The 24,872-nt window shown below is 40.7% G+C and carries 21 protein-coding genes and 1 pseudogene; 15 read left to right on the forward strand and 7 right to left on the reverse strand.

Annotation, left to right across the window (positions count from 1 at the left end):
• Positions 1 to 24: 24 nt before the first annotated feature.
• Together ACEW80_RS15985 and ACEW80_RS15990 are read right to left on the reverse strand one after the other, a co-directional pair.
• The gene (locus ACEW80_RS15985; RefSeq protein WP_373527535.1) at positions 25 to 864 is read right to left on the reverse strand and encodes a Pvc16 family protein; all 840 of its coding nucleotides are present in this window, start codon (positions 862 to 864) and stop codon (positions 25 to 27) included.
• Positions 865 to 1,245: 381 nt separating this feature from the next.
• Positions 1,246 to 1,428, reverse strand: a pseudogene (locus ACEW80_RS15990) (SDR family oxidoreductase); the annotation flags it as partial.
• 428 nt (positions 1,429 to 1,856) lie between these two features.
• Between ACEW80_RS15990 and ACEW80_RS15995 the strand changes: the two are divergent.
• From ACEW80_RS15995 to ACEW80_RS16010, 4 genes are read left to right on the forward strand one after another with little or no spacing between them, the layout of a single operon-like run.
• Complete coding sequence (locus ACEW80_RS15995; protein WP_373527536.1) at positions 1,857 to 2,975, forward strand: sensor histidine kinase; 1,119 nt, start codon at positions 1,857 to 1,859, stop codon at positions 2,973 to 2,975.
• A 26-nt stretch (positions 2,976 to 3,001) separates the two neighbouring features.
• Entirely contained in the window at positions 3,002 to 3,682 is a 681-nt protein-coding gene (locus ACEW80_RS16000) for a response regulator (protein ID WP_373527537.1), read from the forward strand.
• Positions 3,683 to 3,725: 43 nt separating this feature from the next.
• Positions 3,726 to 5,864 (forward strand): substrate-binding domain-containing protein, encoded by a 2,139-nt coding sequence (locus ACEW80_RS16005; RefSeq protein ID WP_373527538.1) that lies wholly within the window; start codon positions 3,726 to 3,728, stop codon positions 5,862 to 5,864.
• The gene (locus tag ACEW80_RS16010) at positions 5,842 to 6,486 is read left to right on the forward strand and encodes an FHA domain-containing protein (RefSeq protein ID WP_373527539.1); all 645 of its coding nucleotides are present in this window, start codon (positions 5,842 to 5,844) and stop codon (positions 6,484 to 6,486) included. The genes ACEW80_RS16005 and ACEW80_RS16010 overlap by 23 nt, the downstream gene beginning before the upstream one ends.
• Before the next feature lie 158 nt (positions 6,487 to 6,644).
• Here the strand turns inward: ACEW80_RS16010 and ACEW80_RS16015 are convergent, their stop codons facing one another.
• The 3 genes from ACEW80_RS16015 to ACEW80_RS16025 all read right to left on the reverse strand — a co-directional run bounded on the left by ACEW80_RS16015 (position 6,645) and on the right by ACEW80_RS16025 (position 7,503).
• A complete protein-coding gene (locus ACEW80_RS16015) occupies positions 6,645 to 6,929 on the reverse strand; it encodes a type II toxin-antitoxin system YafQ family toxin (RefSeq protein ID WP_373527540.1) in 285 nt (94 codons plus the stop codon).
• Positions 6,922 to 7,167: a hypothetical protein gene (locus ACEW80_RS16020; protein ID WP_373527541.1), complete on the reverse strand. Its 246-nt coding sequence runs from the start codon at positions 7,165 to 7,167 to the stop codon at positions 6,922 to 6,924. The genes ACEW80_RS16015 and ACEW80_RS16020 overlap by 8 nt, the downstream gene beginning before the upstream one ends.
• Before the next feature lie 111 nt (positions 7,168 to 7,278).
• Positions 7,279 to 7,503 (reverse strand): hypothetical protein, encoded by a 225-nt coding sequence (locus tag ACEW80_RS16025; protein WP_373527542.1) that lies wholly within the window; start codon positions 7,501 to 7,503, stop codon positions 7,279 to 7,281.
• A gap of 195 nt (positions 7,504 to 7,698) precedes the next feature.
• Here ACEW80_RS16025 and ACEW80_RS16030 point away from each other — a divergent pair, with 195 nt between their 5' ends.
• Positions 7,699 to 7,872, forward strand: a complete 174-nt coding sequence (locus tag ACEW80_RS16030; RefSeq protein ID WP_373527543.1) for a hypothetical protein — start codon at positions 7,699 to 7,701, stop codon at positions 7,870 to 7,872.
• Here the strand turns inward: ACEW80_RS16030 and ACEW80_RS16035 are convergent.
• A complete protein-coding gene (locus ACEW80_RS16035; protein WP_373527544.1) occupies positions 7,865 to 8,398 on the reverse strand; it encodes a hypothetical protein in 534 nt (177 codons plus the stop codon). The two genes, ACEW80_RS16030 and ACEW80_RS16035, sit on opposite strands and share 8 nt — an antisense overlap.
• A 39-nt stretch (positions 8,399 to 8,437) precedes the next feature.
• Positions 8,438 to 13,084 (reverse strand): DUF4157 domain-containing protein, encoded by a 4,647-nt coding sequence (locus tag ACEW80_RS16040; RefSeq protein ID WP_373527545.1) that lies wholly within the window; start codon positions 13,082 to 13,084, stop codon positions 8,438 to 8,440.
• Between the two features lie 228 nt (positions 13,085 to 13,312).
• Between ACEW80_RS16040 and ACEW80_RS16045 the strand changes: the two genes are divergently transcribed.
• From ACEW80_RS16045 to ACEW80_RS16090, 10 genes are all read left to right on the forward strand, one after another.
• A complete protein-coding gene (locus tag ACEW80_RS16045; protein WP_373527546.1) occupies positions 13,313 to 13,537 on the forward strand; it encodes a hypothetical protein in 225 nt (74 codons plus the stop codon).
• 5 nt (positions 13,538 to 13,542) lie between these two features.
• Positions 13,543 to 14,073, forward strand: a complete 531-nt coding sequence (locus ACEW80_RS16050) for a phage tail protein (protein WP_373527547.1) — start codon at positions 13,543 to 13,545, stop codon at positions 14,071 to 14,073.
• Positions 14,074 to 14,096: 23 nt separating this feature from the next.
• On the forward strand, positions 14,097 to 17,114 hold the full coding sequence (locus tag ACEW80_RS16055; protein ID WP_373527548.1) for a hypothetical protein: 3,018 nt from the start codon (positions 14,097 to 14,099) through the stop codon (positions 17,112 to 17,114).
• 38 nt (positions 17,115 to 17,152) lie between these two features.
• A complete protein-coding gene (locus tag ACEW80_RS16060) occupies positions 17,153 to 17,716 on the forward strand; it encodes a hypothetical protein (RefSeq protein WP_373527549.1) in 564 nt (187 codons plus the stop codon).
• A gap of 80 nt (positions 17,717 to 17,796) precedes the next feature.
• On the forward strand, positions 17,797 to 19,527 hold the full coding sequence (locus ACEW80_RS16065) for a VgrG-related protein (protein ID WP_373527550.1): 1,731 nt from the start codon (positions 17,797 to 17,799) through the stop codon (positions 19,525 to 19,527).
• A gap of 30 nt (positions 19,528 to 19,557) precedes the next feature.
• Complete coding sequence (locus ACEW80_RS16070; RefSeq protein ID WP_373527551.1) at positions 19,558 to 20,055, forward strand: PAAR domain-containing protein; 498 nt, start codon at positions 19,558 to 19,560, stop codon at positions 20,053 to 20,055.
• A 360-nt stretch (positions 20,056 to 20,415) separates the two neighbouring features.
• Positions 20,416 to 20,748, forward strand: coding sequence for a hypothetical protein (locus ACEW80_RS16075; RefSeq protein WP_373527552.1), 333 nt, complete (start codon positions 20,416 to 20,418; stop codon positions 20,746 to 20,748).
• 373 nt (positions 20,749 to 21,121) lie between these two features.
• Complete coding sequence (locus ACEW80_RS16080) at positions 21,122 to 21,535, forward strand: GPW/gp25 family protein (protein WP_373527553.1); 414 nt, start codon at positions 21,122 to 21,124, stop codon at positions 21,533 to 21,535.
• Positions 21,532 to 23,730, forward strand: a complete 2,199-nt coding sequence (locus ACEW80_RS16085) for a putative baseplate assembly protein (RefSeq protein ID WP_373527554.1) — start codon at positions 21,532 to 21,534, stop codon at positions 23,728 to 23,730. Before ACEW80_RS16080 ends, ACEW80_RS16085 begins: the two co-directional genes overlap by 4 nt.
• 103 nt (positions 23,731 to 23,833) lie before the next feature.
• Complete coding sequence (locus tag ACEW80_RS16090) at positions 23,834 to 24,865, forward strand: phage tail protein (RefSeq protein WP_373527555.1); 1,032 nt, start codon at positions 23,834 to 23,836, stop codon at positions 24,863 to 24,865.
• Positions 24,866 to 24,872 lie beyond the last annotated feature (7 nt).

Consider the following 24,872-nt stretch of genomic DNA (forward strand, 5'->3'; position numbering starts at 1 on the left):
TCTCCAAGTCAGTAAAAATCTAAATTATTCAGGAGTTAGAAATATTTCTTTGAAAGTATGACTTTGGTTATCTACCAAGGCATTAACGTTCTGGGGTAAATAGCCAGGATGATTCAGAATCAAAACATAATTACCCAAATGAAGGTCTTCAAAGAAGAACAGCCCTTCTTTGGTAGTTAATATGGATTTTTCAGTTCCTCTGAGAGTCACTTCTGTGGCTAACAACGGCAGATTTGTTACTGCACTTTTGACTATACCCGCGATCGCAACTCGCCTGGTTAAAACTAAACTGTCACTATCACGAGACAATTGATTTCGTAAATTGAAAATTCGCTCCCAAACCAAAGGTACCGAAGTCGGTTGTGGCTCAAAGGGGATTGTAATTGTCAAATATAAGGCTGAACGCAATGGCACATTCAGAGCGCTCCACAACGAACCAACCTCAATTGGTGGCTCTAGGGCGACTGTCATGTTCAAATTACCATAGCTACGTAATTCAGGAACCAAAAACTCCTCTTCCAAGGTGCGATGGCGTAACAGAACGGTCAATGCCTCACTGATAAAGTGATGTTCACCTAAAGCTGTTCTATCCCACGCTGTTAATAGCAATGAAACATCAAACCAAGCAGGTGCCCAATTTACAGTAGCAGGTTGTAGAGAGCGTGTCAGCTTGCGTTCAACTTGCCTGCCAGAATGTTGTACCTGCTTACTCTCACGTATATCATAAATGTATAAATTGAGAGTCGGGCCTGCTCCCTCTTCCCTTCGATTACCAGGATGGCTAAAGTCAATTTGCTCTGTACTGGTAAGTGAGGTTCCTCCAGCTAAAATTTCGGCTAAAGTTTGAAGAACGAAGATAAGCATGAAGGTGTTGTGCTGGTAGCTAATCCAGATGCATCTAGAGTATCTGTATGAGCCTTCTAAAGTTAATTAGACTTTTGTCGATATTTTTTGGGTATGGGACACAGAAGTAGTTCGAGGTTTATATTACCGAAAGTTATTAAATTATTTGTGCAACCAAAATTTTGCAATAATCGCGTATATTTACTGATTACTTTATCAAAATACCTAATTACTTTATCAAAATGAGCTTTTACTTATTCAAACCCCAGTTTACTTTTTCATTTTGGTGTTTTCCGCAAGTAAAATAAGCTTTTACTTATTCAAACCCCAGTTTGCTTTCTCATTTCGGTGTTTTTTGTAAGCAAAATAAGCTTTTACTTATTCAAACCCTAGTTTGATTTCTCATTTCAGTGTTTTACGCAAGGCGTAAGTTGGGTTGAAGAACGTAGCTTGCTTCCCGAAGGGTAACCCAACATTATTAAATTGCATTCCTGAAACATAAGAAGCTTCAGGAGATGCAAGCCACAGCACAACTGCTGCTACTTCCTGCGGTTTACCAGTTCGTTTGATTGGATAGGGAGCAGCTAATTGCTCTTTTGTAACTTTTCAGTCTTGGTGAACGCTCTCAAGCATTGCAGTATCATTAGAAAGTTTTCACAAAAGCTCGTGGACTCATGCTAAAAGTACTCTCTCCTGTCCCTCCGCTCCTGCTCTCTGCTCAAGCGTCTTATTTAAAGGGAGCATTTCAGTTCTGCAAAAATATCTCTTAAAAAATCCGAAAAACAGTAACTTCAATTTGTAGATTCAATATGGAGCAGTTCTTAATTGAATGCACTACATTTTTTCTTGTGGGGTGGGCATTTTGCCCGTATTAGTAGTCTATCAAACCAACTTAATAATTCTTTGTATTAATTATCTAACAAGATAACTTAACAAAAAAATAAACATTGCTGAGACTGCCTAATTTTATACTGATCAGCAGAAGAATAAAAACATTTGGTTGCAAAAGGCAAATGACATTAGGCTTTTCTGTCCAAAAACTAGAAAATGGCTCTAATTGTTTGAGTTCCTCAGACATCCAAAGCTTTTGTCAGTTAGAGTCTGAGCAGTTAACTAGCCGATATCCAATTTTTTTCGCTCGGATTGTCTATCATGATTGTTTACTGAAAACTCATCAGGAAGTTATAAATTATGGTCAAGACCAAGCTACTTTTTCCAAAAAAACTTTAGCTTATTTAAGGTCAGAAGCATGGCTTACAGATTTTCCGCCTGCTTTAACTTTACATAAATTTAGACTTAAAGATTTTTCATCTATTTCTTACATTTGTCCTATAGCCTATAGAAATCAAAAACCTGAATACATTCAAATTATTACTCATGAACCTCTATCATCAAGTTTGCAGTTATACGTAAAACGCTCTGCTATGCTCCTGAGTAAGTATGTAGATATTTATTTGGACTATGGAAGACAAAAAACTGAAATTCAACTTCTGGAAGATATCTTGCATCGAGTCGGACATCAATTGCGTAACTCTCTAGGACTTATCGGATTATATGCACATAATTTATGCTTAGGGTTAGAGGATAATCCTTGGCAAGAGCAAGCAAAAATTATTGGCGAAAGCATACAAGATTTAGATACTAATTTAAATGAGCTTATTGATTGTGGTCAAGGAGCAAAATTAAGAGTAACCCTTCAAGATTTAAGGAATTTAGTAGTTGAAAGTGTAAAAAGTTTACAACCTTTAATTAATCAAAAGCAACTTAAAATATTAATTCCTGATACATCGACAATTCTGAAGGTAGACAGATTACAAATAAAACAGGTATTTGATAATATCCTTAGTAATGCTGTTTATTTCAGTCCTAATTTAGGAACGATTACCTGTAGTTGGCAAATTTTTCAAGATGAAGTCTTAATTAAAATCTCAGACCAAGGTTCAGGACTCTCTCAAGAGGATTTACAAAAAGTATTTACCCCGTTTTATTCCCGGCGTAAAGGAGGTACAGGGCTAGGTTTAACTATTGCTAAAAAAATTATTCTGGATCATCAAGGAAGTATTTGGGCGCAAGTTTTATCAGAAAGTGGAGCGCAATTTTCTGTAATTTTGCCTCGACCAAGGAGTAGATAAGTAATTCATAATTCGTAATTAAGAAGATGATTAATGATAATAATAAACTTTCAGTTTTGCTGGTAGATGATGAAGAACGCTTCCGCCAAGGATTACGTACTCTCCTCAACTTTTATAGTATTAATTCTGCATTACCTGTAGAAGTTGTGGGTGATGCTGATTCTGTAGAGCAAGTTTTAAAATTTACAGCCCAGAAGTGTCCAGATTTAATTTTGCTGGATATGCAATTAAAAGGATGTGATGGAATTACAGTTCTGGCACGTCTCAAAGAAACTGCTTATACTGGCAAAGTTTTAGTATTGTCGGCTCATCAAGAAGATGACTGGATTTTTAGGGCAATGCAAGCGGGAGCCGCAGGTTATGTGTTTAAAAATCGTTTGGCAACACAATTATGTGAAGCTATTGACACTGTTACAAAGTCGGAAATTTATCTACCTTCAGAAGTTGCTAGTCGATTTTTCCGGTTTTTTCAGGCTTATTCAGACTCTTGTGCGAAAGCCTGTCATGAGGTGCATTTAACAGAAAGAGAGCAAGAAGTTTTATACTGGTTAACTAAAGGTGCTTCTAATGAAGAAATCGCTAAAGGTTTATATGTGACAGTTGCTACTGTTAAAGCGCATCTCACAAGTATTTTTGAAAAATTGAAGGTTACTAGCCGGACTCAAGCTATTGTGGCTGCCCTCAAGTTAGGATTAGTTCACGCTTGAGCGCGACAGAAGTAATCGGCGCAATTCACGAAACTCTTTGTATATGCCTTCATTTGAATCTTTTTATCAAGAATACCCCTGCTCGTATAATTCTCCCTTAAATTGCGATCGCCCTTTCCAAACGGCGCAACAAATTAAGGGCGCTAAGTTCTGCTTGGAATGTGGTTTTCCAGCAACTTTACCGCAGGAGGCACAGATTAAAGGAAATCAGGGAACTTATCAGATAGCTAGTTTTGTCGGTGTCCGGGGTTTAGGTCGTTTATACTCAGGTATCCAACTCAAGGATAAACAGCCTGTAATCATCAAAGAATACCTGCTACCCAATCGTTGTTTTAATGAAAGCGAGACTGTAAAGCGGAAAGACACTTTTAAACGAGTGGGTGGGGTAAGTTTAGCCGATAGTAGAATTCAAAACTTCCGTTTATTGGAAACTAGAGAAGCGATCGCAGATGATAAAGGAGAACGCTGCTATTTAATTATCAAAGGAATAGAACCATCCCAAACTTTAGGTAAGTATCTCATAGAAAAGGGAGCAATGACATCTGCTGATGTGCGTGAGGTACTAAATCAAGGTTTACAAACTCTCCAGTTTCTCCACACCCAAAAGCTGCGTTTTCCTTCAAATCAAATCCAACTAGGGATCACTCACGGCAACATCAGTTTAGATAGTACTTTAATTAAGGTAGAAAATAATCAAAAGTTTTCTATATATTTTTGTGATTTAGCTATCTGGGAAAACTTATTTATTCCACCCATTATTGCTCAACCCGCGCCCGCCAGACCTGAGCAAGATTTAGAATCATTAGGATTAGTAGCCTTTTATTTATGGATAGGACGCACAACTAATTTATCTTCTAACCAGCCTCTAGATCCTAGAGATAATCAACAATGGCCAGATACCGATAGCCACTTAAAACAATTTATTTATCGTTTAATTAGGCTGGAAACTCCTTTTGAAAGTGCAGAAGCGGCTCGTCAAGCACTACTGCAACTTCCCAAAGAAGATCATGGCGATAGTTCGGTAAAATTGCGATCGCCAGCTTCTCAAGTAATCAAAAAGCGTTTCCCAATGCCATTAATTTTACTAGGAATTCTGGCTTTATTACTACTTAGCGGAGGAATTTTGTATTGGCTTTTGCCTAAAAAAGCAGATTGTCGTAATCAATATATACAATGGTCTAGACTTGTGCGGAATTTTTCAGAAGTTCCCAACGTTCCTTCAGGACAATTTACTTACACCGGAGAAAAAGACAGTACATGGAGTTATGCTTTAACACAACCAGTGGATAAGAGCCGTTTAGTAAATTTATTGACTAAACCAAAGCCAGATGCAACAGCAACATTTAACTATGAATCTGTTTTGTCATCAAATGAAAATAATCCGATTAAAAGTATACAAGAAGTCCAAACAAGCAAAAAAGATTTTGCAATTACTAGTTTGGTAGATCAGATCACAGATAAACTTGATAAAAAACAAGTTGCTTCTGATGGTTTACTTGTTTTTGTAGCATTTAATAAGAGAGACTCAAATCTTGCTAATGCTCTTGGAGGACAAATAACTCTTGAGCAATTGCGTCAAATTTACACAGGTAAAATTACTAATTGGCAGCAAATTAATCCCAAACTTCCAAATCTGCCAGTGAAAGCTTTTGCCCCAACCGAACCGGAAGCAATCAGTAAATTTCAAGAAATAGTTCTCAAAAACGTCCCTCAGGACGAAGCTTTATTTGCAGCGAAAGTTACTAAACTTGATACGACAAAGACCCAAAACCAGATACGCAGCGAAACTCTAGAGGGGCGAACCACTGGTATTATTAGTTTTGGCATTATCAGTAAAACTTGGAAACAGTGTACTGGCTATCCCCTAGCGATAGTGGATGGCAAAAAGTCAGCTAGTCAACCGCTGTTTCAACGGCGCTCACGCCGCTCAATTAATCCCTCAGATGACTTGTGTCAGCATGATGATTATTATGTTGATGTTACAACTTTCCAAAGCTATCCCTTGGGATACCCTATTTTTGTAGTGTACCCTAAAGACAGCAGCCGCCTCCGGGGTGGTTCTACATTTGCTGAGATGCTAACTACTCGTCAGGGTCAGTATTTACTTAGTAAAGTAGGTCTTGTAGCTTTACAACCTATGCCTGATGAGATAAATTCCTATGCCTGCAAATCGGTGCCCTAATCCCAGCTGCGAATATTTTAACCGCGCCCTGCCTAACAATGCTAAGGTTTGTCCTTGGTGTTCGACTCCTGTGGGTAATGTAGTTTCCCCTACACCACAACCGCCTAGTCAACCACCACCCAGTCAACAGCCACCTATTCAGTATCAGCCGCCAGCAACAGACCAACCTAACTACCAAACCCAACCTAACTACCAAGCCCCCCAAGCCCCAGTTGATTATTCAACTCAGTATCAGCCACGGGTTTCTCATCCACCAACACCCCCTGTTTATACTTCCCCGCCTCAAAGAGCGCCAGTCTTAAAGCTGGTTCATACCACGGGGAGAGAATTTAACCTTGTTGGGGAAGGAGGCTATATTGGTCGCCGCAGTCAGAGTTCAGGAATAGCGCCGCCAGAAATTGACTTGACTGGCATTCCCAGTGAGGGAATAGTTTCTCGTCGTCATGCGCGAGTCGATTGGGACTGGTCGCAAAATGCATACATGATTGTTGATATGAGTACCAATGGTATTTATTTAAACAACAATCCTCTAACTCCTGGTATGCAATATCGTCTGCTTAACGGTGATGTACTGCGATTTGGTCAGGATAACCTAGTTAATTTCACTGTATATATTATGTAGCAAAAAGATTTTTTTAATGCACTAGGTTTGCGAAAATTTATCAAATTTCATGGGGTAGTTGATCGATCAACTACCCTTTAATTTTGGGATCTGGAAGAGAGGCGATCGCTAATATATTCAATAATTAATAAATGTAGATAGTTCAGCACTTATATTGACTAATAAACATCGTCATGAGTACCAATATCTAGCAAAAGAACAACTTGTTGTCCACTCTCGTCATCGGTTTCCAGTGAGAAAACAATACGACAATCATATCTACAAGAGCATGAGAGTCGCCCTGATAACTTTCCCTCTAGCTTGTGAGTGCCTAAGTTAGCTGCAAATATATCATTCTCCATAGCAGCAATAGTTTCTTCTATTCTGATTTGTAAGTCAGCATTACGACGAGCAAATTTTCGGAAAGCTCTTTTAAATTTGCTGGTGATAACCAACCTATACATCGGCTGCACTTGGGTTATTGAGATATTCTCGTAGTTCTTGAATTACTTCAGCAGCCGTCTGGACTTTGAGCCTACCTGCTTGGAATTCAGCAATGGAAGCTGCTGCATCTGACGCAATTTCATCTCGCCGACTTTCAATAATTCGGTTTTTGAGAATTTGTACTAGCATTTCTTGCTGCTCTAAAGGAAGCTCCATCGCCGCATCTAAAACTCTATCTAGGTTACTCAATTCCTTCACCCTCTAAATTATTTGTGTTGGTAACAGAACTTATAATGTATAAACGTTTTGTAATACTGAGAACAAAATATTAGTATTAACCACAATCGGCTGTTGTGTATACACTACCGACTATCCTACAAATTTATGCTTGATTTTTAACCACACATCGCGATCTATTTCATCAGCTACAATGGTGGCTTTTTCTTCTGTTAAATGACTGCGCTTTCTAATTATCTCTAACTCAAGATATTCTAAAAATTTAGTCAGGCTTTCTTGATCAACAATATTCCTATTGAATCTGATGATAATGTCTTGGTTGTAGAGTGTAATATTATACGATAAATTTTCCAGCATGATATTCTCTTGGCGATGTCTACAACGCGCTGTTCGATGACGCTCTTTTAAGACGTACTGGAATTATTATGGCAGACTTAGTTGATTGATATTGGTCATAGGATCTGCTTTTTCAATTTGATTGCGATCGTCAGGGTTATTAGGATTCATTCAAAGATAGATACACTGATTTTCAAGTTAAGAGTTGTCCTATCTTTGTCGTATTTAGTTAACTCAGTAGTAATTATAGTTGATTTTTTGCGATCGCCTGCTAATGCGCGTCGTTTATTGGATGCAATAGAGGAGTCGAAAACAGGAAAAATCCAAAGCGATCACATTGTATTTCGTGTCAGCAATGCTCACTTATGGGCAATCGAAAGTACTAGTTAATTTGCTCCTCTGGCAGTAGTTTCATGTTCATTAATGCTTGATGAGCTTTTTTCCCTAGCTCTTCCAAAAAGTGTATTAGATTTTCTAGTTTTTCATCCTTGTCATCCCCTTTTAAATCTTTAAGAAATTGGATGAATCTTTGACCACAATCGTACAAAGCAGGCAATAAATCTCTGCGTTCTAATCTAATTGTTGGAATGTCGTCTCCAGAGATGCGAATATAAAAAGATTCCGGATCTAGTCTTAGATATCCATAATGATCACAGTAACTAATCGTCACATTTTTTTGAGCGATTAAGTCTGAAATAGCATCAAAGCAGAAGTTATGAACTAAAGCTGTTACCATATCTTCTATCACTACCATAGGATTATTAGGAGAATTAATAATAATTGCTCCCTCGTATAAATCCCTAGTTCGTATTGCCGCTCGATGATGATCGAGACAAGACTGAATTTCCTCCTCATCCAATTCAATGTCACTCCCGATATACAAACGAAAAGTCACCTGAACCGATTCATTAACCATCGTTTTTCTCCTCTAGTTCAACAAAATTTTATCGAATAGCTAAGGCAGATTGGGATTCCCCCAGGCAAGCAACTTGTTGAATGCCTGCATTTCTGCTTTAGTAAAGTCTATGGCAACACCAGTCCCCTGAACGGGAAAGAACTGCACCAACTTATTGTTGCTATCGATTGTCAGTTGAACTATCGTATTATTTGAAAGCGTTACTTGGTGGCTTGTGTTGGGAGCTAGTCTGAAGGGAGGAGTCTGTTTATCTAATAGGGTTAGAGCTTCTTCTAACATTTGAGCTACATCGGTTCCCTGAGGCCACAAGGTATTTTTCAGCTTAATTCTTTCTCCAACAAAGTCAAAGTTAAACGTATGCCGCCCTTCAAAGTGTGCCATCTCTGCACCACTGTAGCCGTGTAGATTGGAAAGCGTGCCACCACCAGTCGGTGGATTAAAATTCGATACCGTATTTGCAAGCCGCTCAAATTCAGCAGTATTTCCACCAGCTAAATTCAGGAGAGACTCAACTCGCTTGACATCTCCCAATGCTGCTGCTTTCTCTAAGAGAGTTGTCAGTCGAGCCGCTTGACCTTTGCCTCCTGCCATCAGCATATAGAGTTCAAGATCGGCTGCTTTGGATAGCAGTTGCAGGAGACGCTTAAGTTGAGGTGCATTGTCTGTGAGAGCCACGAGCTTTTCAAGTTGCTCTACAGTCATACCAGGCATTGTCAAGAAGTTCTTGAGTTCCGGCGCTGTCATACCAGGTAATTTCAGTAAGTCCTTGAGCTTGCCTACAGTCATGGCAGGGTTGGTCAAGAAATCTTGGAGATCCGTTATGGTCATGCCGGAAACCTTTAACAAATCTTTGAGATCCGTTACGGTCATGCCGGGTAGCTTTAGCAGATCCTTAAGTTCAGCTACGTTCATGCCAGGAATCTTCAGCAAGTCTTCGAGATCAACCGCCGTTACACCTGGTTTTTGTAAAATTTGCCAAAGTTCCTCGATATTACCAAACTGCTTCAGAAGTGCCTCAGCCTTTCCGACATCGCCAGCTTTTTCCAAAATTTCAGCAAGTTTTTCTGCATCCTTCCATGTTTCTAGGAGTTCTATCAGCTTGGTTTGATCTTGGACAATTACCTCAAGCCTTGCCAGTAACTTAGCATCTGGTACGAGTTCTGCTAGACGTGCAGCCGTTGCCGCTTTTCCAGCCGTAGAAGCTCCTTTCGCAATACCCTTCCAGGAAAGCCAGAGTAAGAGAATTTCAAATAATGCCCTACCAGCATACTTGCCACGCTCGTAGGCACTAAGGTTAGGTGTAAAGATAGCCTTGTATACGTAATACAAAGCTGCGATCGCACCAATAATTATTCCACCATAAAGCAGTATTTTGCCAACAACAGCTAGAACTCCAAGTAGAGCAGCACCAAATGGGGGAAACACTATCGCTAGGATGATCACTACAGCGACAACAATAACGACAACAATCGTAATCACCCAAGTCCAAAAGTCACCTTTTTTCAGGTTCTCCCAGTATTTTGAAAGTAAACTGCCAATACCTTTGAAGATATCCCCAATCGCATCCCAAAAGCCATCCCAAACTCCTTTCAGGAAATTCCCAATTGTGCCAAGAATTGATGAAGAAGCGGCTTGTACCGCCATACTGGAGACGTTTGTAGACAACTGGGATAGCGCTTCATCATGCTTGGCAAGACCCTGATCGACCATGCCAGTTAATTGCACCTTACCTTGATCTAGTCCAGTATTGAACTTGCTCTCACTCTCGCTGATTTGTTTCTGAAGCTCTTTCTGTGCCTCCCCTGTGACTTGGTGCATAGTCTCGGTAGCTTTCGAGACTGTTTCTCCCATTTTCTGGCTCACTTGACTGTAAGCATCAGTTGCCTTTGTCTCGAAATCAGTCGCTGCTTTTTGAACAGGATCAGCAGCTTGCTCAACCTGTTTACTTATCTGGTCGTGGATCTCCTTTGCTTGATCTTGTAGTATTTGTGTTGCATCAATACCAAAGCGGTTAAGTCCTGCATCCCACTCTTTGCGGAATTGGCTGAGTTGAGTTTGGGCCGCTTGCACGGTTTGTAAACCCGCCTCGCCTTGATTTGCACTCAGGTTGGTACTTACTTCATCTGTAAAGTTACTCAATTTACCTGTTGCTTGGGTTGTCGCCTGATCCACTTCACTACAACAATTTTCTGCTGATTTATCAATGTTTGATATAGCTCCTTGAGCGCTGGTACGTAGCTGCTGCACAGCATTTTGTTTACCAGCCTGGAGCTTCGTTATCGCCTCATTATTGGATGCTTCCAGCTGAGACACTGACTCCTGAGCCATCTGATTCAGCACTGAAATTGTTTGGTCTTGTACCTGCAAAATCTTTATCTGTCCTTCTTCCAATGCCTGATTGAATTTTTGGGCAAGCTGGCTTGCGCCATTTTGGAAACTGCTTGCTAGTTCATTCGCACCCTTGGAAGCGGCTTGAGCCATATCGTCTCCGGCTTTTTGCATACCGGGAGCAGCTTTAGCAGCCATTTGTTGAGCGCCACTGGCAATATCACTGCCATGTTCTGAGCTTGCATACTGCTGCGCTTTATTATTAGTAAAGGTTTGAGCTTGAGAAGCCTTTTGGTTGCTAACCTTGATGGCGCGTTGACTTTGCTCTTGTCCTACACTGGTAATTGCTGTAGCTTTATTGTCGCCCATTTTTCTTAGGGCGTTTTGTTTTTCCAGAACTGTCTGCTTAAGATTATTCAACTCATTCTGTGCACCAGTTCGTGTAGCTTCTACCTTTGCATCCCTATCTGACAGAATTTGGGTGCGTGTACGTGCTGTTGATTGCTCGATGCGCTCAATTGCTTGGTTACAAATTTCTTCGAGGCGTTTCTCTTCTGTTGATATAGACTGTTGAGCGTTCTGCTTTTGTGCCTCAGTAGTAGCCCGAATTTGCTGTTTCTTTTGTTCAGCCGACTGAAGCAGTCCCTCTCGTTGTGCATCTGCTTGCTGGAGGAATTGAGCAAATTCATCAGAGCCTTCTTTGTCTGTAGTACCCTGGGGAGTTTGGGTATCTGGCTGCACTCCATTAGTTGTAGGAGCAAAGGCTTGGGTTGCTACACCTGCTATATCTGGCGTTAACAATGCGAGCTTTGGTGTCGCATCAGCTTTGACTTCAGTAGTTGGCTGCTTTTTACCATTCGCATCATAAACAACTTGTTCTGTCTGAGTATTACTCACAGGCTCTTGCTTGACTTGCACACCTGCTGTTCCAGATAATCCTGCAACCTCGCCTTTGCCTGCTACAGCCTGAACCTGCCCTTCTGTGTCAATTTTAGCTTTGGGATCTGCTTGTTCTAGCTGCCCTTGCTTATCTTGCTCAGTTTGTTTCTGTGGATTGTCCTTGTTCTGCGCTGCTGGGGGATTTCCTGCTGAGGCACCATTTCCATCACCTGGAGGCGTATCGGCGATCGCACCTTTTTTTGTTGTAACCTGACCCTTGAACTCTCCTGCCTCAGTTTTAGCCTGCGAATCTATCTGTTGTGACTGTCCCTGGTTATCCTGCTCAGTTTTTTTTTGCGGGTTTTCCCTGAGTTCGGTTGCTAGTGATTGTCTAGAATCTAAAGCTTTTGCCTGTATTTTATTTTCCTTTGTCTCTGGGTTAGAAAGTATTTTCCGCTGCACAGCACCGCCATTTTGTTGCACAACGTGAGTCAACTCATGGGCAAGTAATTCTTTCCCTCCATGACTTTCTGGAGCATATTCTCCTTGACGGAAGAAGATATCCTGTCCTGTTGTGAAAGCCCGCGCCTGGACGGATTGGTTTAGCTGGTCAGAGCGGTTATCGGTATGGATTTTAACACCACTAAAGTCAGTTCCAAAGGATTGTTCCATTGGTTGGCGGATATCGTCTGCTAGTGGCTGTCCGGTGCCGCGTGCCTGTTGGATTGAGGTTTCCAGGTTGGAGGTGGCTGCCACTCCACCACCTTGACGCTGCACTACAGGAGTAATGGAATTTGCCAGGGATTTCATTTGTAATTCTTCTGACTCTGGCAATGCTTCTCGTTGGATAGACTGGCGATTTCCCGGCTGGCTCATCCTCTGCATTACTTGCCCTGCTACTCTATCAGCTTCCTGCTCGTAAATGTCTCCTGGCTGGTTAACTGTGAGTCTTGTTTGTAGACGCAGCGACATTCGACTAATGTCGTGGGTGAGAGGTTTGTTTGAGGGTTGCACCCCGGTAACTGCTTGAGGCGAAGCAGTAAGGGGCTTCATTTGTAATTCTTCCTCTTCCTCTGGCAATTCTTCTCGTTGCAATGAAATATTAGAATCCGCCAAGGATTTCATTTGTAATTCTTCTTCCTCCTGCTCTGGCAATTCTTCTCGTTGCACAGATTGTTTATTTACAGGTTCGCTTATCGTCTGCATTACTTGCGCGGCGACTTTATCAGCTTCCTGCTCGTAAACATCTCGTGGCCGGTTAACTGTAAGTTTGGTTTGTGAGCGCAGTGATATTCGACTAATGTCGTGTCCTAAAGGTAAGTTTCGCGTAGCTTGCCGCCGTAGGCATCGCATCTCACTCGTTGCTTGAGATGAAGCGCCATTCGACTCCAAACCAAAGCCGCGTGTCGGTTCTTTGAGTGTAGGCATTGAGAAGGAAGCAGTGGTAGCTTTTTTAGGCTGGCCTATGCGTTCTCTCATTTTTTCTCCTGATGCTCAAGCAGTAGGTGGATGAATATTTCGCTAGTACATATAGAATACAGCGATCGCACTTTTAATACAATTCACCCAAAGTCTAAATTTTCGGCAAACTCACTCTTTAGTATTGCTCAAAAGTCTAAATTTGGGCAAAAACTAAGTTCGACTTTTGGCTACTTTTGATTCTGATGCAGTAGCTTTAGCCTTGATTTTAGGAGAGATTTTTTATTTATGGACTCAAATCAGCAACAAACTTTTTTCACGTTCGATGGAGATGTTGGCGGTACTGCTGGATACGCCGGGGTTTCTGATGCCAGCAAAGCGGCTAAAGCGGCAAGTAAATACCTCAATGACTCATTACTGGTAAATCAACTCACAGAACACGTATATAAACTTTTGCTAGAAGATTTGCGATCGCAGCGAGAAAGGCTAGGTAATTATAATTCCCAAAGGTGATTGTGATGGCTACAGGCACTAATAATGGCAAAGTTACACACGAATTAAATTATGTCACTACTAATCGTTTTTACGTAGAGATAGACAGTTCTATTGCTGCATCTTTCGCTGAATGTACAGGATTAAGTGTTCAAATTAAGAAAAATATTTTTCAGGAAGGTGGTGTCAACGATCAGCAAAGAATTTATTTAGGTCATACAGAATTTGCAGACATAACTCTTAAACGTGGATTTACCGATCATCCAGGTTTTTGGAACTGGATGAATGCAGTTTTTGATGAACAGGAGAAGAAGAATAAATATCGACGTAATGTCAATATTCTGATTTTTAATCAAGGTGGTGAAACGATGATGAGTTGGACTTTGATTGGTGCTATTCCGATAACTTGGAAAACACCTGCACTACAAGCCGATGGAAAGGCAGTTGCCATTGAAGAATTAACTTTGGCTTATGAAGGCTTAAAAGTTGCAAGAGCTACAGGAGGAGGCATTTCTGTAGAACGAAGTCAAAAAACAGGATATTTTGATTCGCATTAATTGGCTATTTTTCAACTATAACTATGCAAATCATTCAACCTTTATTAAGAAATAATGTTAATCCCCTTGGGGTAAGATCATCTTTATCTAATCCTCATAAAATGATCTTGAGAAAAGAGTCTCATTCTCTGCATTTGCGAAATAATTTTATCAGTACAATACAAACAAAACCACCATTAGTCACATCATCTAAATTTTTGTTATCTCGTGAATATGAGCCGTCGATAGAACCATTAATAGGTTGGGATAATCAGGCTATAAATAGTGAGTTCCCATTAATGGAGTTTGATTATTTTGATTCAATAGCTCCACTAGAAAATAGTAATGAATCCGTAAAAGACGGTGTTACAGAAATACTGCCAACTCGTATTCATAACAATACGAATAATGATACCTCGCAAGAACTGAGTCCAAAAAGTAAAGGTAAGTCTAAATCCAAAAAAACAAATAAATCTCAACAGCCACCAGAAACAAAATCAAAATCAAGAACTAAAAAGGATATCAAATCATCTGCGACTAAAAATGTTGATCAAAACAGTATTACTATTAATAATAGTGAAAATAGCTTATTAGCATCAGATCAGCCTCTATCTGTTGAGGCTAATTCGGAAACACCCACTTTACAACTGGATATTGCTTCAGACACTACTACAAATGATCATAATTTTGTTAGTATTATAACGGCATCTGCTTTGCCTATTGTTGAAGATAAATCCACTTTGTTCAGAAATATTAATAACGATAATCTGCAAATAAACTCTGGGGTAGCATCTAGTTCGCCTAGTGCAGATTTGTCTGTCACAGAGAGCATTTTGCCATCACAAGAAAAAATTGAATTAGATAATAATAGAAGTGAATTAGCCGAAAATTTGCTTATAGAATTTCCCTTGCCTAATAATGTGGAGGAAATATTTACCTCGTCTAGTAAGTTTACCAATAATGAACAGCAAGTAATCCCGGAAGCATCAGAATCATTTAATATCTTAGATATCCCAGTCAGTCCAACGCTATCCAAACAAAATATTGAAACATATCAAGCTCCTTCTATATTTGATAATCAAAGCACCACTCCTCAAATAAATTTAATCCAAGCAAAAGAGGTTTCATCACCCTTAAACTCTCCATCACAGGACGAAGAGTTACCAAATACTAATAGTAATTTTGAGGCAATTACAACCATTGAACCAGACTTAATATTAGAAAGCACCATAAATAATTTTGTCACAGATAATGCTGTTGTTGATAATTTTCTAACTTTACCGTCAGCACTTACCTTACCTGATGTTGATGACGCACCTACTTTACTGCATCCTTTAAAAAATGATGATAATACCGTAGGAGCGCATAGCTATGAGCCTCTAACCCATATTGCTGCATCTAATTCTGAGCCTTCAGTTGCAAAAAATCCTATTGCAATACAACAAGAAATTGATTCCAGTGTTTCGAGTGAGTTTCCAGCCAGTGCGCCTGTTCAATTAACACCTACCTCAGATCATATTGAAGACACATCTAGTTTATTCAGCGACTCTGATAGCAATGAACAGTTAGTAACTTCAGAGTCGCAGTCTGCTATAACAATCAATGTCTCAGATGTCTCAGCAAATGTGACTTCACTGCAACATAACAGCAATATTGAGAGCAGCATCAACGAGTTTACAGAAAGTCAGGCTACCTTAGTATCACCTGAGATTGGGGAAAATGCGATCGCTAACAACAATCCACTCGGCGTCTACACAACAATTCCCGCCACATCACCTGAGATTGGGGAAAGTGCGATCGCTAACGACAATCCTCTCGATGGCTACGCAACAATTCCCGCCACATCACCTGAAATTGGGGAAAATGCGATCGCTAACAACAATCCGCTCGATGGCTACGTAACAATTCCCGCCACATCATCTGAGATTGGGGAAGCACCAGTAGTTAGTGCCACATCACCTGAAATTGTTGGAGAAACATCGAGTATTTTCAGGAAAATTATTGACGATGAACAAACAGTAAAATCAGAATTTCTCACTGCGGTAACAAATCCTGAAATATCAACCTTTGTTGACACCTCAGATAACCTAACCTCTCCACAAGATCAGGTAAACATAACACCTGAAGTTGAGCAAAATACGACTATTAAAAATTTGCCAGCACCTAAAGGTTATGCTACTGGTGGTCATGTGACAGACTCCCACGTTGAAAATCGTCAGCAGATAGCACACTCGGATACCATACCTGCAATGCTTACTCCTGGGGAGTTTGTAATTAATACCAGGGATGCACAAAAGAATTTACCTTTATTACATCACATCAACACTGGTGGTACACCGCACGATATTATTCTTCCAAGTTTACAGCCACCCAATCCCGTAGAACCGGAAGAAAAAACTTCTTCAGAGACTCCGACTAAAGTCGATTCTTTTCCAGACACTCCATTACAGCTAAAAGGCGTTGAGACTCATTCACCTGAGCCATCCAATTCTTTAATTCCTTCTTCCTTGGGGTTGAATATTGGAAAACATCAGCTTTCAGTCCTCAATTCTCCACAGCTTAATCCTCTTCAAAACGAAACGACTGATGTGGGTGAACCCTCACCTCAATACTCATCGCCTCCCATGATTTTCCGAAAAGTAAATCCCACCAGTAACACACCTTCCCAATGGTCAAACACACCTTCTGAGTGGTCAAGTGTAGAAGAATTACTAAATGTAAATAATGATGAATTCACTAGCTTTAACTTTGATAGTGTGGAATCTAACAGGCAAAATTCCGAATTTCCTCATGTTTCAGAATCGCCACAAGTTTTTGCTAAACACCTTCCTTCATTTAGAGGCTTTGCTGATGGTGGAGAAGTCACTCCACCCGACATATCGAGAGAAATTGAACCCGTAACTGAGACGATAGAGAGCGCATCCTCGTCTTCTGAAGGAGATGATAAAGATGATACAGCCGATCTTGAAGCTTTAGCTCGTGAAATTTATTACAGATTACGACAACGCATAGAAATTGAGCGAGAACGTCATGGCGGTTTCTCAGGTCGATTACCTTGGTAAACTTCTATTTAATAATTAATTTTCGGAGAAATACTCAAATGGCAACTCCAGCAATTATTGTTATCCAAAAGCGTCAACCGCAACTTGAGAAAGCTAAACTTGTGGCTTATAAAAGTGGAGCGACGAAAGATATTGAATTGATGTTTAATCCTACAGATATTAGTTTTGCTAGAACTGTTAAGTGGGAAAGTAAGAACGGAAACAGAAGTACCGAACTTCTCCCTAAAGTTAACTTTTCTGGCGTTGATCCTTACAAATTCACACTTAAGCAGTTGCTATTTGATACTTATGAAACTAAAGAATCAGTAATGAAGTATATAGAGGTTATTAAGCAAGGAGTAGAGACTATCAAAGGTTCTGCTGACAAGCGTCCACCTGTTTATGTATTTACATGGGGAACAGAATATTTTTATTGTGTAATTACGAGCTTAACTTACACTTTAAATATGTTTCTTACAGATGGTACACCAGTTAGGGCACTGGTAGATATATCATTACAAGAAGTAGATAAGAATAACCTTCCTGGAGGAAAAGAATCAGCTTCTAAAGGCAAAGATCGTCAGGCAAATAAAAAATTGGGGAAAACCGATAAACCAAAGTAGCCAAAATTATAAATACTTATTTTCTAATCCGTGATCATTAAAGGTGACTCTGAATATCTCATGCTTATAAAATAATAATTATGCCTAAACAAAGTCTCTATTTAAGTGAACCTAAAATCCAGATAGAAGGACTGAACGATTCTTCAGAATTGATGAAAGATTTGCTGCAAATCACCATAGAAGAAAGCCTTCATTTACCAGCAATGTTTACTCTAGTAGTACATAATAGCTATCTTTCCACTTCTGAGCGCTCAGAAAACAAGCCTTGGCGATATGAGCAGCTATTTAAGATTGGTAAAAAAGTGAAGTTGGGTTTTAGTGGGAGTACTACTCAAGATCATAATTTTAAAAAAGATTTAGAAGATTTTCTAATCCAAGGTGAAATTACAGCGATGGAAGTTCACTTCAATGAAAAATCTGAAGCTGATATTATTGTTCGCGGTTATGATATTTCCCATCGCCTGCATAGAGGTCGTTACAATCGTTCTTTTTTGAATGAAACTGATAGCGATATAGTCAAGAAAGTAGTTAAAGAAGTAGGTATAAAACTTGGCAATATTCAGTCAACTAGCGAAGTTCATAAGTATGTCTTCCAAGAAAACCAAACTAATATGGAGTTTTTGCGCGAAAGGGCTGCCCTCATTGGTTTTGAACTATTTATTACAGAGGAAAAACTAAATTTTTGTAACCCCAAAGCTCAGGGAGATTTACCACTAAAATGGCTAGTTGATATTAGTAAATTTAGTACCCGCATCACCAGTGCTGAGCAGGTGAGTTCTGTGGAAGTACGTGCCTGGGACTATACGCAGAAAAGATTGATTAGCCAAACAGTCAAGACAGAGAAGCAAATAACTGAGACAGGTAATCAGCTAGGAAGTAGTACTAGTAAGGCATTTTCTAATCTTAATTCCCCTAAAATGACTGTTGTAGATAAACCTGTTGCCAGTGAGAATCAAGCAAAGGCTATGGCTCAGGCTTTGTGCGATGAACTGGGAGGAGAATTTGTTTATGCAGATGCCAAAGCAGCAGGGAATCCTGAGATTCGTCCAGGACGAGTTGTTAAACTTGAGGGGATGAGCGATCGCTATAATGGTAAATATTATGTTACAGAAACCCGCCATTTCTTCAATCAGCGCGTTTATGAAACTGAGTTCAGCGTGCGAGGACTACGTTCTGGTAGCTTATTCACAACTCTATCTACAGAAAAACGTTTACAGCCATCTGAGACTTTATTAGTGGGAATTGTAACTAATAACAAAGACCCAGATAAATTGGGCAGAGTAAAGGTCAAGTTTCCCACGATGACAGAAGAACACGAAAGTAATTGGGCGAGAGTTGTAGCTTTGGGAGCAGGAGCAAACAGAGGTTTCGACTGTTTACCAGAGGTAAACGATGAAGTTTTGGTAGGTTTTGAGCATGGCGATATCCACCGTCCCTACATTATTGGCGGGGTATGGAATGGTAAGGATGCACCACCAGAAAAGGTAGATGATTCAGTTACAAGCGGTGTAAGATTACGCACTATTAAGACTCGTGTTGGTCATACTCTCCAGTTTGTCGAAGAGGATAAAGGAAGTAGTAAAAAAGGTATTCGCCTAGAAACTGAATACGGTCACAAAATATATCTCAATGATAGTCAGAGGTGTATAGAGATTGAAACCAAAGGCGGTCATAAAATCAAAATGGACGACATGGGTAAATCTGTTTCAGTGGAATCAAAAGGTAATCTGTCATTAGATGCTCTTGGCAATATAGACATTACAGCCAAGGGCATAATTACAGTCAAAGGTGCGATGATTCGCCTTAATTAATTCGTAATTTGTAACTATTAAGAGGTTGTCATGGGTAAACCAGCAGCAAGAATTACTGACAATGTGGCGCACCCCTTACCCCCAGTCTTAACAGGAGGCCCAGGTAGTCCCAATGTGTTGATTGGGTCTTTACCTGCGTGGCGGGGTGTGCTTGCCGCAGCAGTCCCAGGTTTGCAAGCTGCAAAACAAGTTTCTGATACGGCCATTCAACTGGCTGAGGCTGCTACCATAGCGGCAGCTGGTACACCAGGGGCACCGGCTGCCCTAACCGCCGAACAAACTGCAAAGACAACAGCAGCAGCTAGTATGGGTAGTGCAATCACTGCCGCCGCCCTCGGTGCTGATATTCATAGTTGTGCCACACCCTTGCCCTTACCTCCTCATGGGCCTGGGGTTGTAATTGATGGTAGCCAGACAGTGCTGATTAACAACTTGCCTGCTTCTCGAATGGGCGACACCGTTTTAGAAGCATTAGGACCACCGAATAAAATTATCAAAGGTGAGTTCACTGTTTTGATTGGCGGCTGATTGGAGAGGCAGGCACTAGATCAGCCGCAATTCGTGATTATTTAGCTGAAAGATGTTTGACTGATTACAACGAAAAGCAAGATTTTACACTAACAATAGAGGCAAATCAAAGTGTGCAATATCTCCTCAATAAAGTTAAAAAGCGTAGAGGCGAAATATTCTCAGAGCAAGTAGTCTGGTAGCAATATTAGTGCTACTGTTGGCAAGGATTTGAGCGTTTGATTATTTAGCCTATTTTTTCGTTAAGAGCCTTATACAGAAAGATTTTTCAGGAATTATATGCGTTCGCCCTGGGTACAGTAGCGGCATGACCCAAAATAGATCCAGTAAGACCCCCCAATCACCCTCTAGAGCAGAAAAATGATAAGTCAATTATTTAAGGTGATAAGTCAATTATTTAAGGTGATCATTAAATTACTGATAGCAATAGTAGGGTTACAAATTTTTTTGCTAGAAATAGAGGTTATCCAGGCATGGTTAGGGCCTTGGCTTGGTTGGCTTTCTTTTTTGGGTAGAAGAATGGAAAATATTAACATTGTTCTACCCATTGCTGGTGCAGTTGAGATTGCTTTGATATGGCTATTAGTACTTCTTAATGCTATCTCTCTCCGTCGTGGTCTAATTGCTACTTTAATCTTGTTTATCTTGGTTGGGATTACTTTTTTAATAATATATTCTTCCTATAGGTTTTAGTTAGAGTTCAAGTAGGGCTTCTTGTACTCAAGACTAGAAATTAACTGTAGTGCATCTCAATGATTTACAGCACTTCCGGCAGCTATGGGGTACATCCTCAAAGCTGAAAGGTATGCTAGGAGAGGGGCAAGGAGAAAAACTATATTCCATAATAGCCGGAAGCGCTGTATCACTCTTATCTTCAAAGATACAAAGTAACGATTTGCTAAAAGCTATTCAATGCGTAAGTCCTATTTTATTTATTTTTTATTTTTATTTTCGTAGCGGGCAATAATTAAGCACGAGCGCAACCTCGACCTTTGGCGAATAGGCTTAAAGCTTCTGTGCCGATATCTTTAAAGATATCCATGTAACAGCTTTCTAAGTGCCAGATATGGTTTATGGTCGTGAACGAGCCTATTTGGGAAGAGGTTGGGCTTATCCACTGCATTTAAGTGTGCAAGGTGGAATACAACTTAGCCATGAAGATCAAAAAGTTAAAGAATCTATTTGGATTATCCTCCGCACGGGAGTAGGTGAGCGGGTTTATCGACCTACCTTTGGTTCGCGCTTGTCGGAACTGGCGTTTGCACCTTTGAATAGCGATACCCTACTGCGAATCCGTATTTATGTTTTGGAAGCTTTAGAGGTTTGGGAACCACGCATTACTATCGATGAAATTATCACCGATCCTGACCCTGTGCGTGGCAGAGTAGACATTATCATCAATTATCGACTTAAAGATAGTCACGATATTTATAGTTTTGTTTATCCTTATTATTTGGTTTCGGCTGAGGGGGAATCGTGAACTTTGACTTTTTACCGAAATTACCTTCTTCCAATTTAGACGATCGCGCCTTCGATGATTTGGTGGAAGAATGTATTATGCGTATTCCTCGCTACTGTCCAGAATGGACAGACCACAACCTTAGCGACCCAGGAATTACGCTAATTGAGTTATTCGCTTGGTTAACTGACCAGATGTTGCTCAGATTTAACCAAGTACCTCGCAAAAATTATGTAGCTTTCCTAGAATTACTAGGTATTCGTCTCCAGCCTCCCGCCCCAGCCCGGACGGAATTAACTTTTTATTTAAGCGCTGCACTACCTGAAGCCTACACGATTCCAGCCGGATTAGAAGCCTCAACTATCCGCACTGAAACTACAGAAGCTATTACCTTTAGTACAGATTCTCCGCTAATTATCGGCAACCCGCGCATACAGCACTTCTTAACTGCCCAAACTACCGAAGATATTCCCCAATCTCTGCGCGAAAGAGTCACAGCTTCGTGGACTCGTCAATCTAACGGTTACTGGACAGGTAACGAACAAGCGGTATTTGAAGAAGAACCCCAGCCTGGTAATTGCTTTTATTTAGCGATCGCTTCTGATGATCCTTTAGATGCTAATGTTTTAGAAATTATTTTCCAGGGAGCTGCGGCTACTCCTGCGGGGATTAACCCCAATCAACCCCCCCGGAAATGGGAAGCTTGGGATGGGGAAAATTGGCAATCGGTTTTATTGCAAGAGTCAGACGATAAAACTCGCGGGTTCAGTTTTTACGAAATTGCTCAACAGGGTGGAAACCCGTCTCAAGGTGCAGAGGTCCGTTTACATTTACCGCAAGTTTGGCCGGTGGCTAATTTTACTTCTTACCGAGGTCGCTGGTTACGTTGTAGCTTTGTTTCCACAGAAGCCAATGAATCTGGTTACAATCGTCCCCCACGAATTATTGGTTTAACAGCGCGGTCAATTGGCGGTACTGTTAGGGCTAGTCACAGTACGCTGATTCAAGATGAGCGCTTGGGAATTAGTGATGGTACACCCGGTCAGAATTTCCAGTTACAAACAGCACCAATTTTAGAACGCCGAGAAAATGAGTATATTTTAGTTACTCCCTCTGGTGGTTTGCCTCAAAAGTGGACTGAGGTGAGAGATTTTGCTGATTCTGCATCGCATCACTTTCATTACACCCTCGATTCGATCACTGGTACAATCCAATTTGGCCCGTTGATTCGTGAACCTAGTCAACTTAAACAGCAAACACAGGTGCGAACCCGAATTCAGCAACCATCGCTAGATGACACATCTGTACAAGTTATGGAAAATAACCAATCTGAACACCAATACGGCGCAATTCCTCCCCGTGGCTCAGAAATTAAAATGGTTACTTATCGCACAGGTGGCGGTAGAGAAGGCAATGTTCAAACTGGGGCAATCCAGTTTTTGAAGTCTGCATATCCATATATTGCTAGTGTGATCAATCGTGTATCAGCAATCAATGGTGCGGATGCTGAATCACTAGAGCAAGCTGTGATGAAGGCTCCCCGCATCCTCCGTACACGCGATCGCGCCGTCACTGCCGAAGATTTTGAAGTTTTAGCTCAACAGGCGGGTGCTGGTGCGATCGCTCGCGTCCGGTGTTTGCCAGCAAATTCTCGTACACAAGCTGGTATAGTTAGTTTACTGATAGTTCCATTTGCTAACACAGATGCGATCGCGCAAGGCGAAGGGATGACACCAGAAGAATTTGCCCTTAGTAATGCCCTCCAAGAGCAAATTTTGAGTTACTTAGATGAAAGACGCTTATTAGGGGTACAAATAGAATTAGAAGAACCGAATTATGTAGGTGTTTCTGTACAGACAGAAGTTGCTTTAGAGCCAGCATACAACAACCCTTTTGCCAGAGAAGAAATTCAGCGCAATTTAAGGCGATCGCTCTATAAATATTTAAATCCCTTAACAGGAGGAATCGACGGCAAAGGTTGGCCATTTGGGCGACCAGTTTATACATCAGATATTGTCGCCTTACTGCAACAAACCCCAGGCGTGCGTCATTTAGGCCCCGTCCTACTATTTCCCATCCGTAAGCAAGGAGAAAATTGGCGACGACAACCATCCCCAGAACAATTAATTGACCCAGGATCAGAAGGTTTAATATGTTCTTGGGCTGATACAAATCTACGTTCAAATCACGACATCCAAATAATTCGTAATTCGTAACTCGTATTGTCTGAAATTTATGGAAAAAAACTCCTTATCCTCTCTGTGCCTCTGCGCCTCTGCGTGAGAAAAAACTTTATAATCCAAAATTGGTAGACTAATCATGGTTCAAAGTCGCTCTAGTCCGGCTGTACGCATTCAATTAACGCCAATGCAAATCCCCGAAGCTTTACCTGTAGCAGGTTTAGCATTTGCAAATGCGGAAAACATGGATATTGCTGGACGTAGTTTACTCTTGCATCCTGGGCATCCAAGCGAGATGATAGTGCAAGTGCAAAACTTAGAACAGCGTCCTTTGCGGGTGAGCTTAAGCATTGAAGGAAACTTCCCGTCCCAGTGGTGTCAGATTGGCACAGAAGGCAGCGAGATACCGCCTCGTGGACAAATGGATGCTGTCCTCTACTTCTTAATTCCCGACACATTTTTTGAGGATCAAGAAGCGATTTCCTCTGGAAAAAAAGACAAACTAACGCTCAATTTTCGCAGCCTAATCACTCTACACATAGACCCAGGCACAGACAACGAACAAATCGAGAGAAGCGAGTATTTCGATTTATACATCCGTCCCTACACTGCCTACATGGAATTCTTGCCAATTTTGTATCGGGAAGTGGACTTTATTGGTCGCTTCATCAAGATATTTGAGCAAGCTTTTCAACCAATAGTTGATAGTTACAACGTCATGTGGGCAAACCTAGATCCCTTGACATCACCGCAAGCACTACTACCCTTTATGGCTCATTGGGTTGCTTGGCAAGTAGACTCAATTTGGGATCTCCAACAACAGCGGCGTTTAATTCGCCGTGCCGTAGAACTTTATCGCTGGCGGGGAACTCGTAAAGGATTGCGTCTCTATTTACATCTTTATACTGGTTTACCGCTAGACGAACATTTAACTAATGAAGCTGATAAACATATTAGTATCACAGAACCTTTTGGCCCAAGTTTCATTATCGGAGATGCACAACTAGGAAATGCAGTTTTAGCAGGTGGACAAGCATATCATTTTATAGTGCGTTTGCGTTCCAACATTTCTAGTGGCATCATCAACGAACAACTTATCCAAAAAATCATAGAACAAGAAAAACCAGCTTTTTGTACCTATGAATTATCTATCGAAAATCCTTCTAATTAACAATTTT

It is taken from the genome of Nostoc sp. (assembly GCF_041747015.1).
Classification (GTDB): Bacteria; Cyanobacteriota; Cyanobacteriia; order Cyanobacteriales; family Nostocaceae; genus Nostoc.

Coding starts and splice junctions, on each gene's coding strand:
- ACEW80_RS16005 (WP_373527538.1), top strand. CDS start 3,726: ATGCCTTCATTTGAATCTTTTTATCAAGAATACCCCTGCTCGTATAAT.
- ACEW80_RS16080 (WP_373527553.1), top strand. CDS start 21,122: ATGGTTTATGGTCGTGAACGAGCCTATTTGGGAAGAGGTTGGGCTTAT.
- ACEW80_RS15995 (WP_373527536.1), top strand. CDS start 1,857: ATGACATTAGGCTTTTCTGTCCAAAAACTAGAAAATGGCTCTAATTGT.
- ACEW80_RS16010 (WP_373527539.1), top strand. CDS start 5,842: ATGCCTGCAAATCGGTGCCCTAATCCCAGCTGCGAATATTTTAACCGC.
- ACEW80_RS16070 (WP_373527551.1), top strand. CDS start 19,558: ATGGGTAAACCAGCAGCAAGAATTACTGACAATGTGGCGCACCCCTTA.
- ACEW80_RS16040 (WP_373527545.1), bottom strand. CDS start 13,084: ATGAGAGAACGCATAGGCCAGCCTAAAAAAGCTACCACTGCTTCCTTC.
- ACEW80_RS16000 (WP_373527537.1), top strand. CDS start 3,002: ATGATTAATGATAATAATAAACTTTCAGTTTTGCTGGTAGATGATGAA.
- ACEW80_RS16035 (WP_373527544.1), bottom strand. CDS start 8,398: ATGGTTAATGAATCGGTTCAGGTGACTTTTCGTTTGTATATCGGGAGT.
- ACEW80_RS16015 (WP_373527540.1), bottom strand. CDS start 6,929: ATGTATAGGTTGGTTATCACCAGCAAATTTAAAAGAGCTTTCCGAAAA.
- ACEW80_RS16075 (WP_373527552.1), top strand. CDS start 20,416: ATGATAAGTCAATTATTTAAGGTGATAAGTCAATTATTTAAGGTGATC.
- ACEW80_RS15985 (WP_373527535.1), bottom strand. CDS start 864: ATGCTTATCTTCGTTCTTCAAACTTTAGCCGAAATTTTAGCTGGAGGA.
- ACEW80_RS16050 (WP_373527547.1), top strand. CDS start 13,543: ATGGCTACAGGCACTAATAATGGCAAAGTTACACACGAATTAAATTAT.
- ACEW80_RS16055 (WP_373527548.1), top strand. CDS start 14,097: ATGCAAATCATTCAACCTTTATTAAGAAATAATGTTAATCCCCTTGGG.
- ACEW80_RS16065 (WP_373527550.1), top strand. CDS start 17,797: ATGCCTAAACAAAGTCTCTATTTAAGTGAACCTAAAATCCAGATAGAA.
- ACEW80_RS16025 (WP_373527542.1), bottom strand. CDS start 7,503: ATGCTGGAAAATTTATCGTATAATATTACACTCTACAACCAAGACATT.
- ACEW80_RS16045 (WP_373527546.1), top strand. CDS start 13,313: ATGGACTCAAATCAGCAACAAACTTTTTTCACGTTCGATGGAGATGTT.
- ACEW80_RS16060 (WP_373527549.1), top strand. CDS start 17,153: ATGGCAACTCCAGCAATTATTGTTATCCAAAAGCGTCAACCGCAACTT.
- ACEW80_RS16090 (WP_373527555.1), top strand. CDS start 23,834: ATGGTTCAAAGTCGCTCTAGTCCGGCTGTACGCATTCAATTAACGCCA.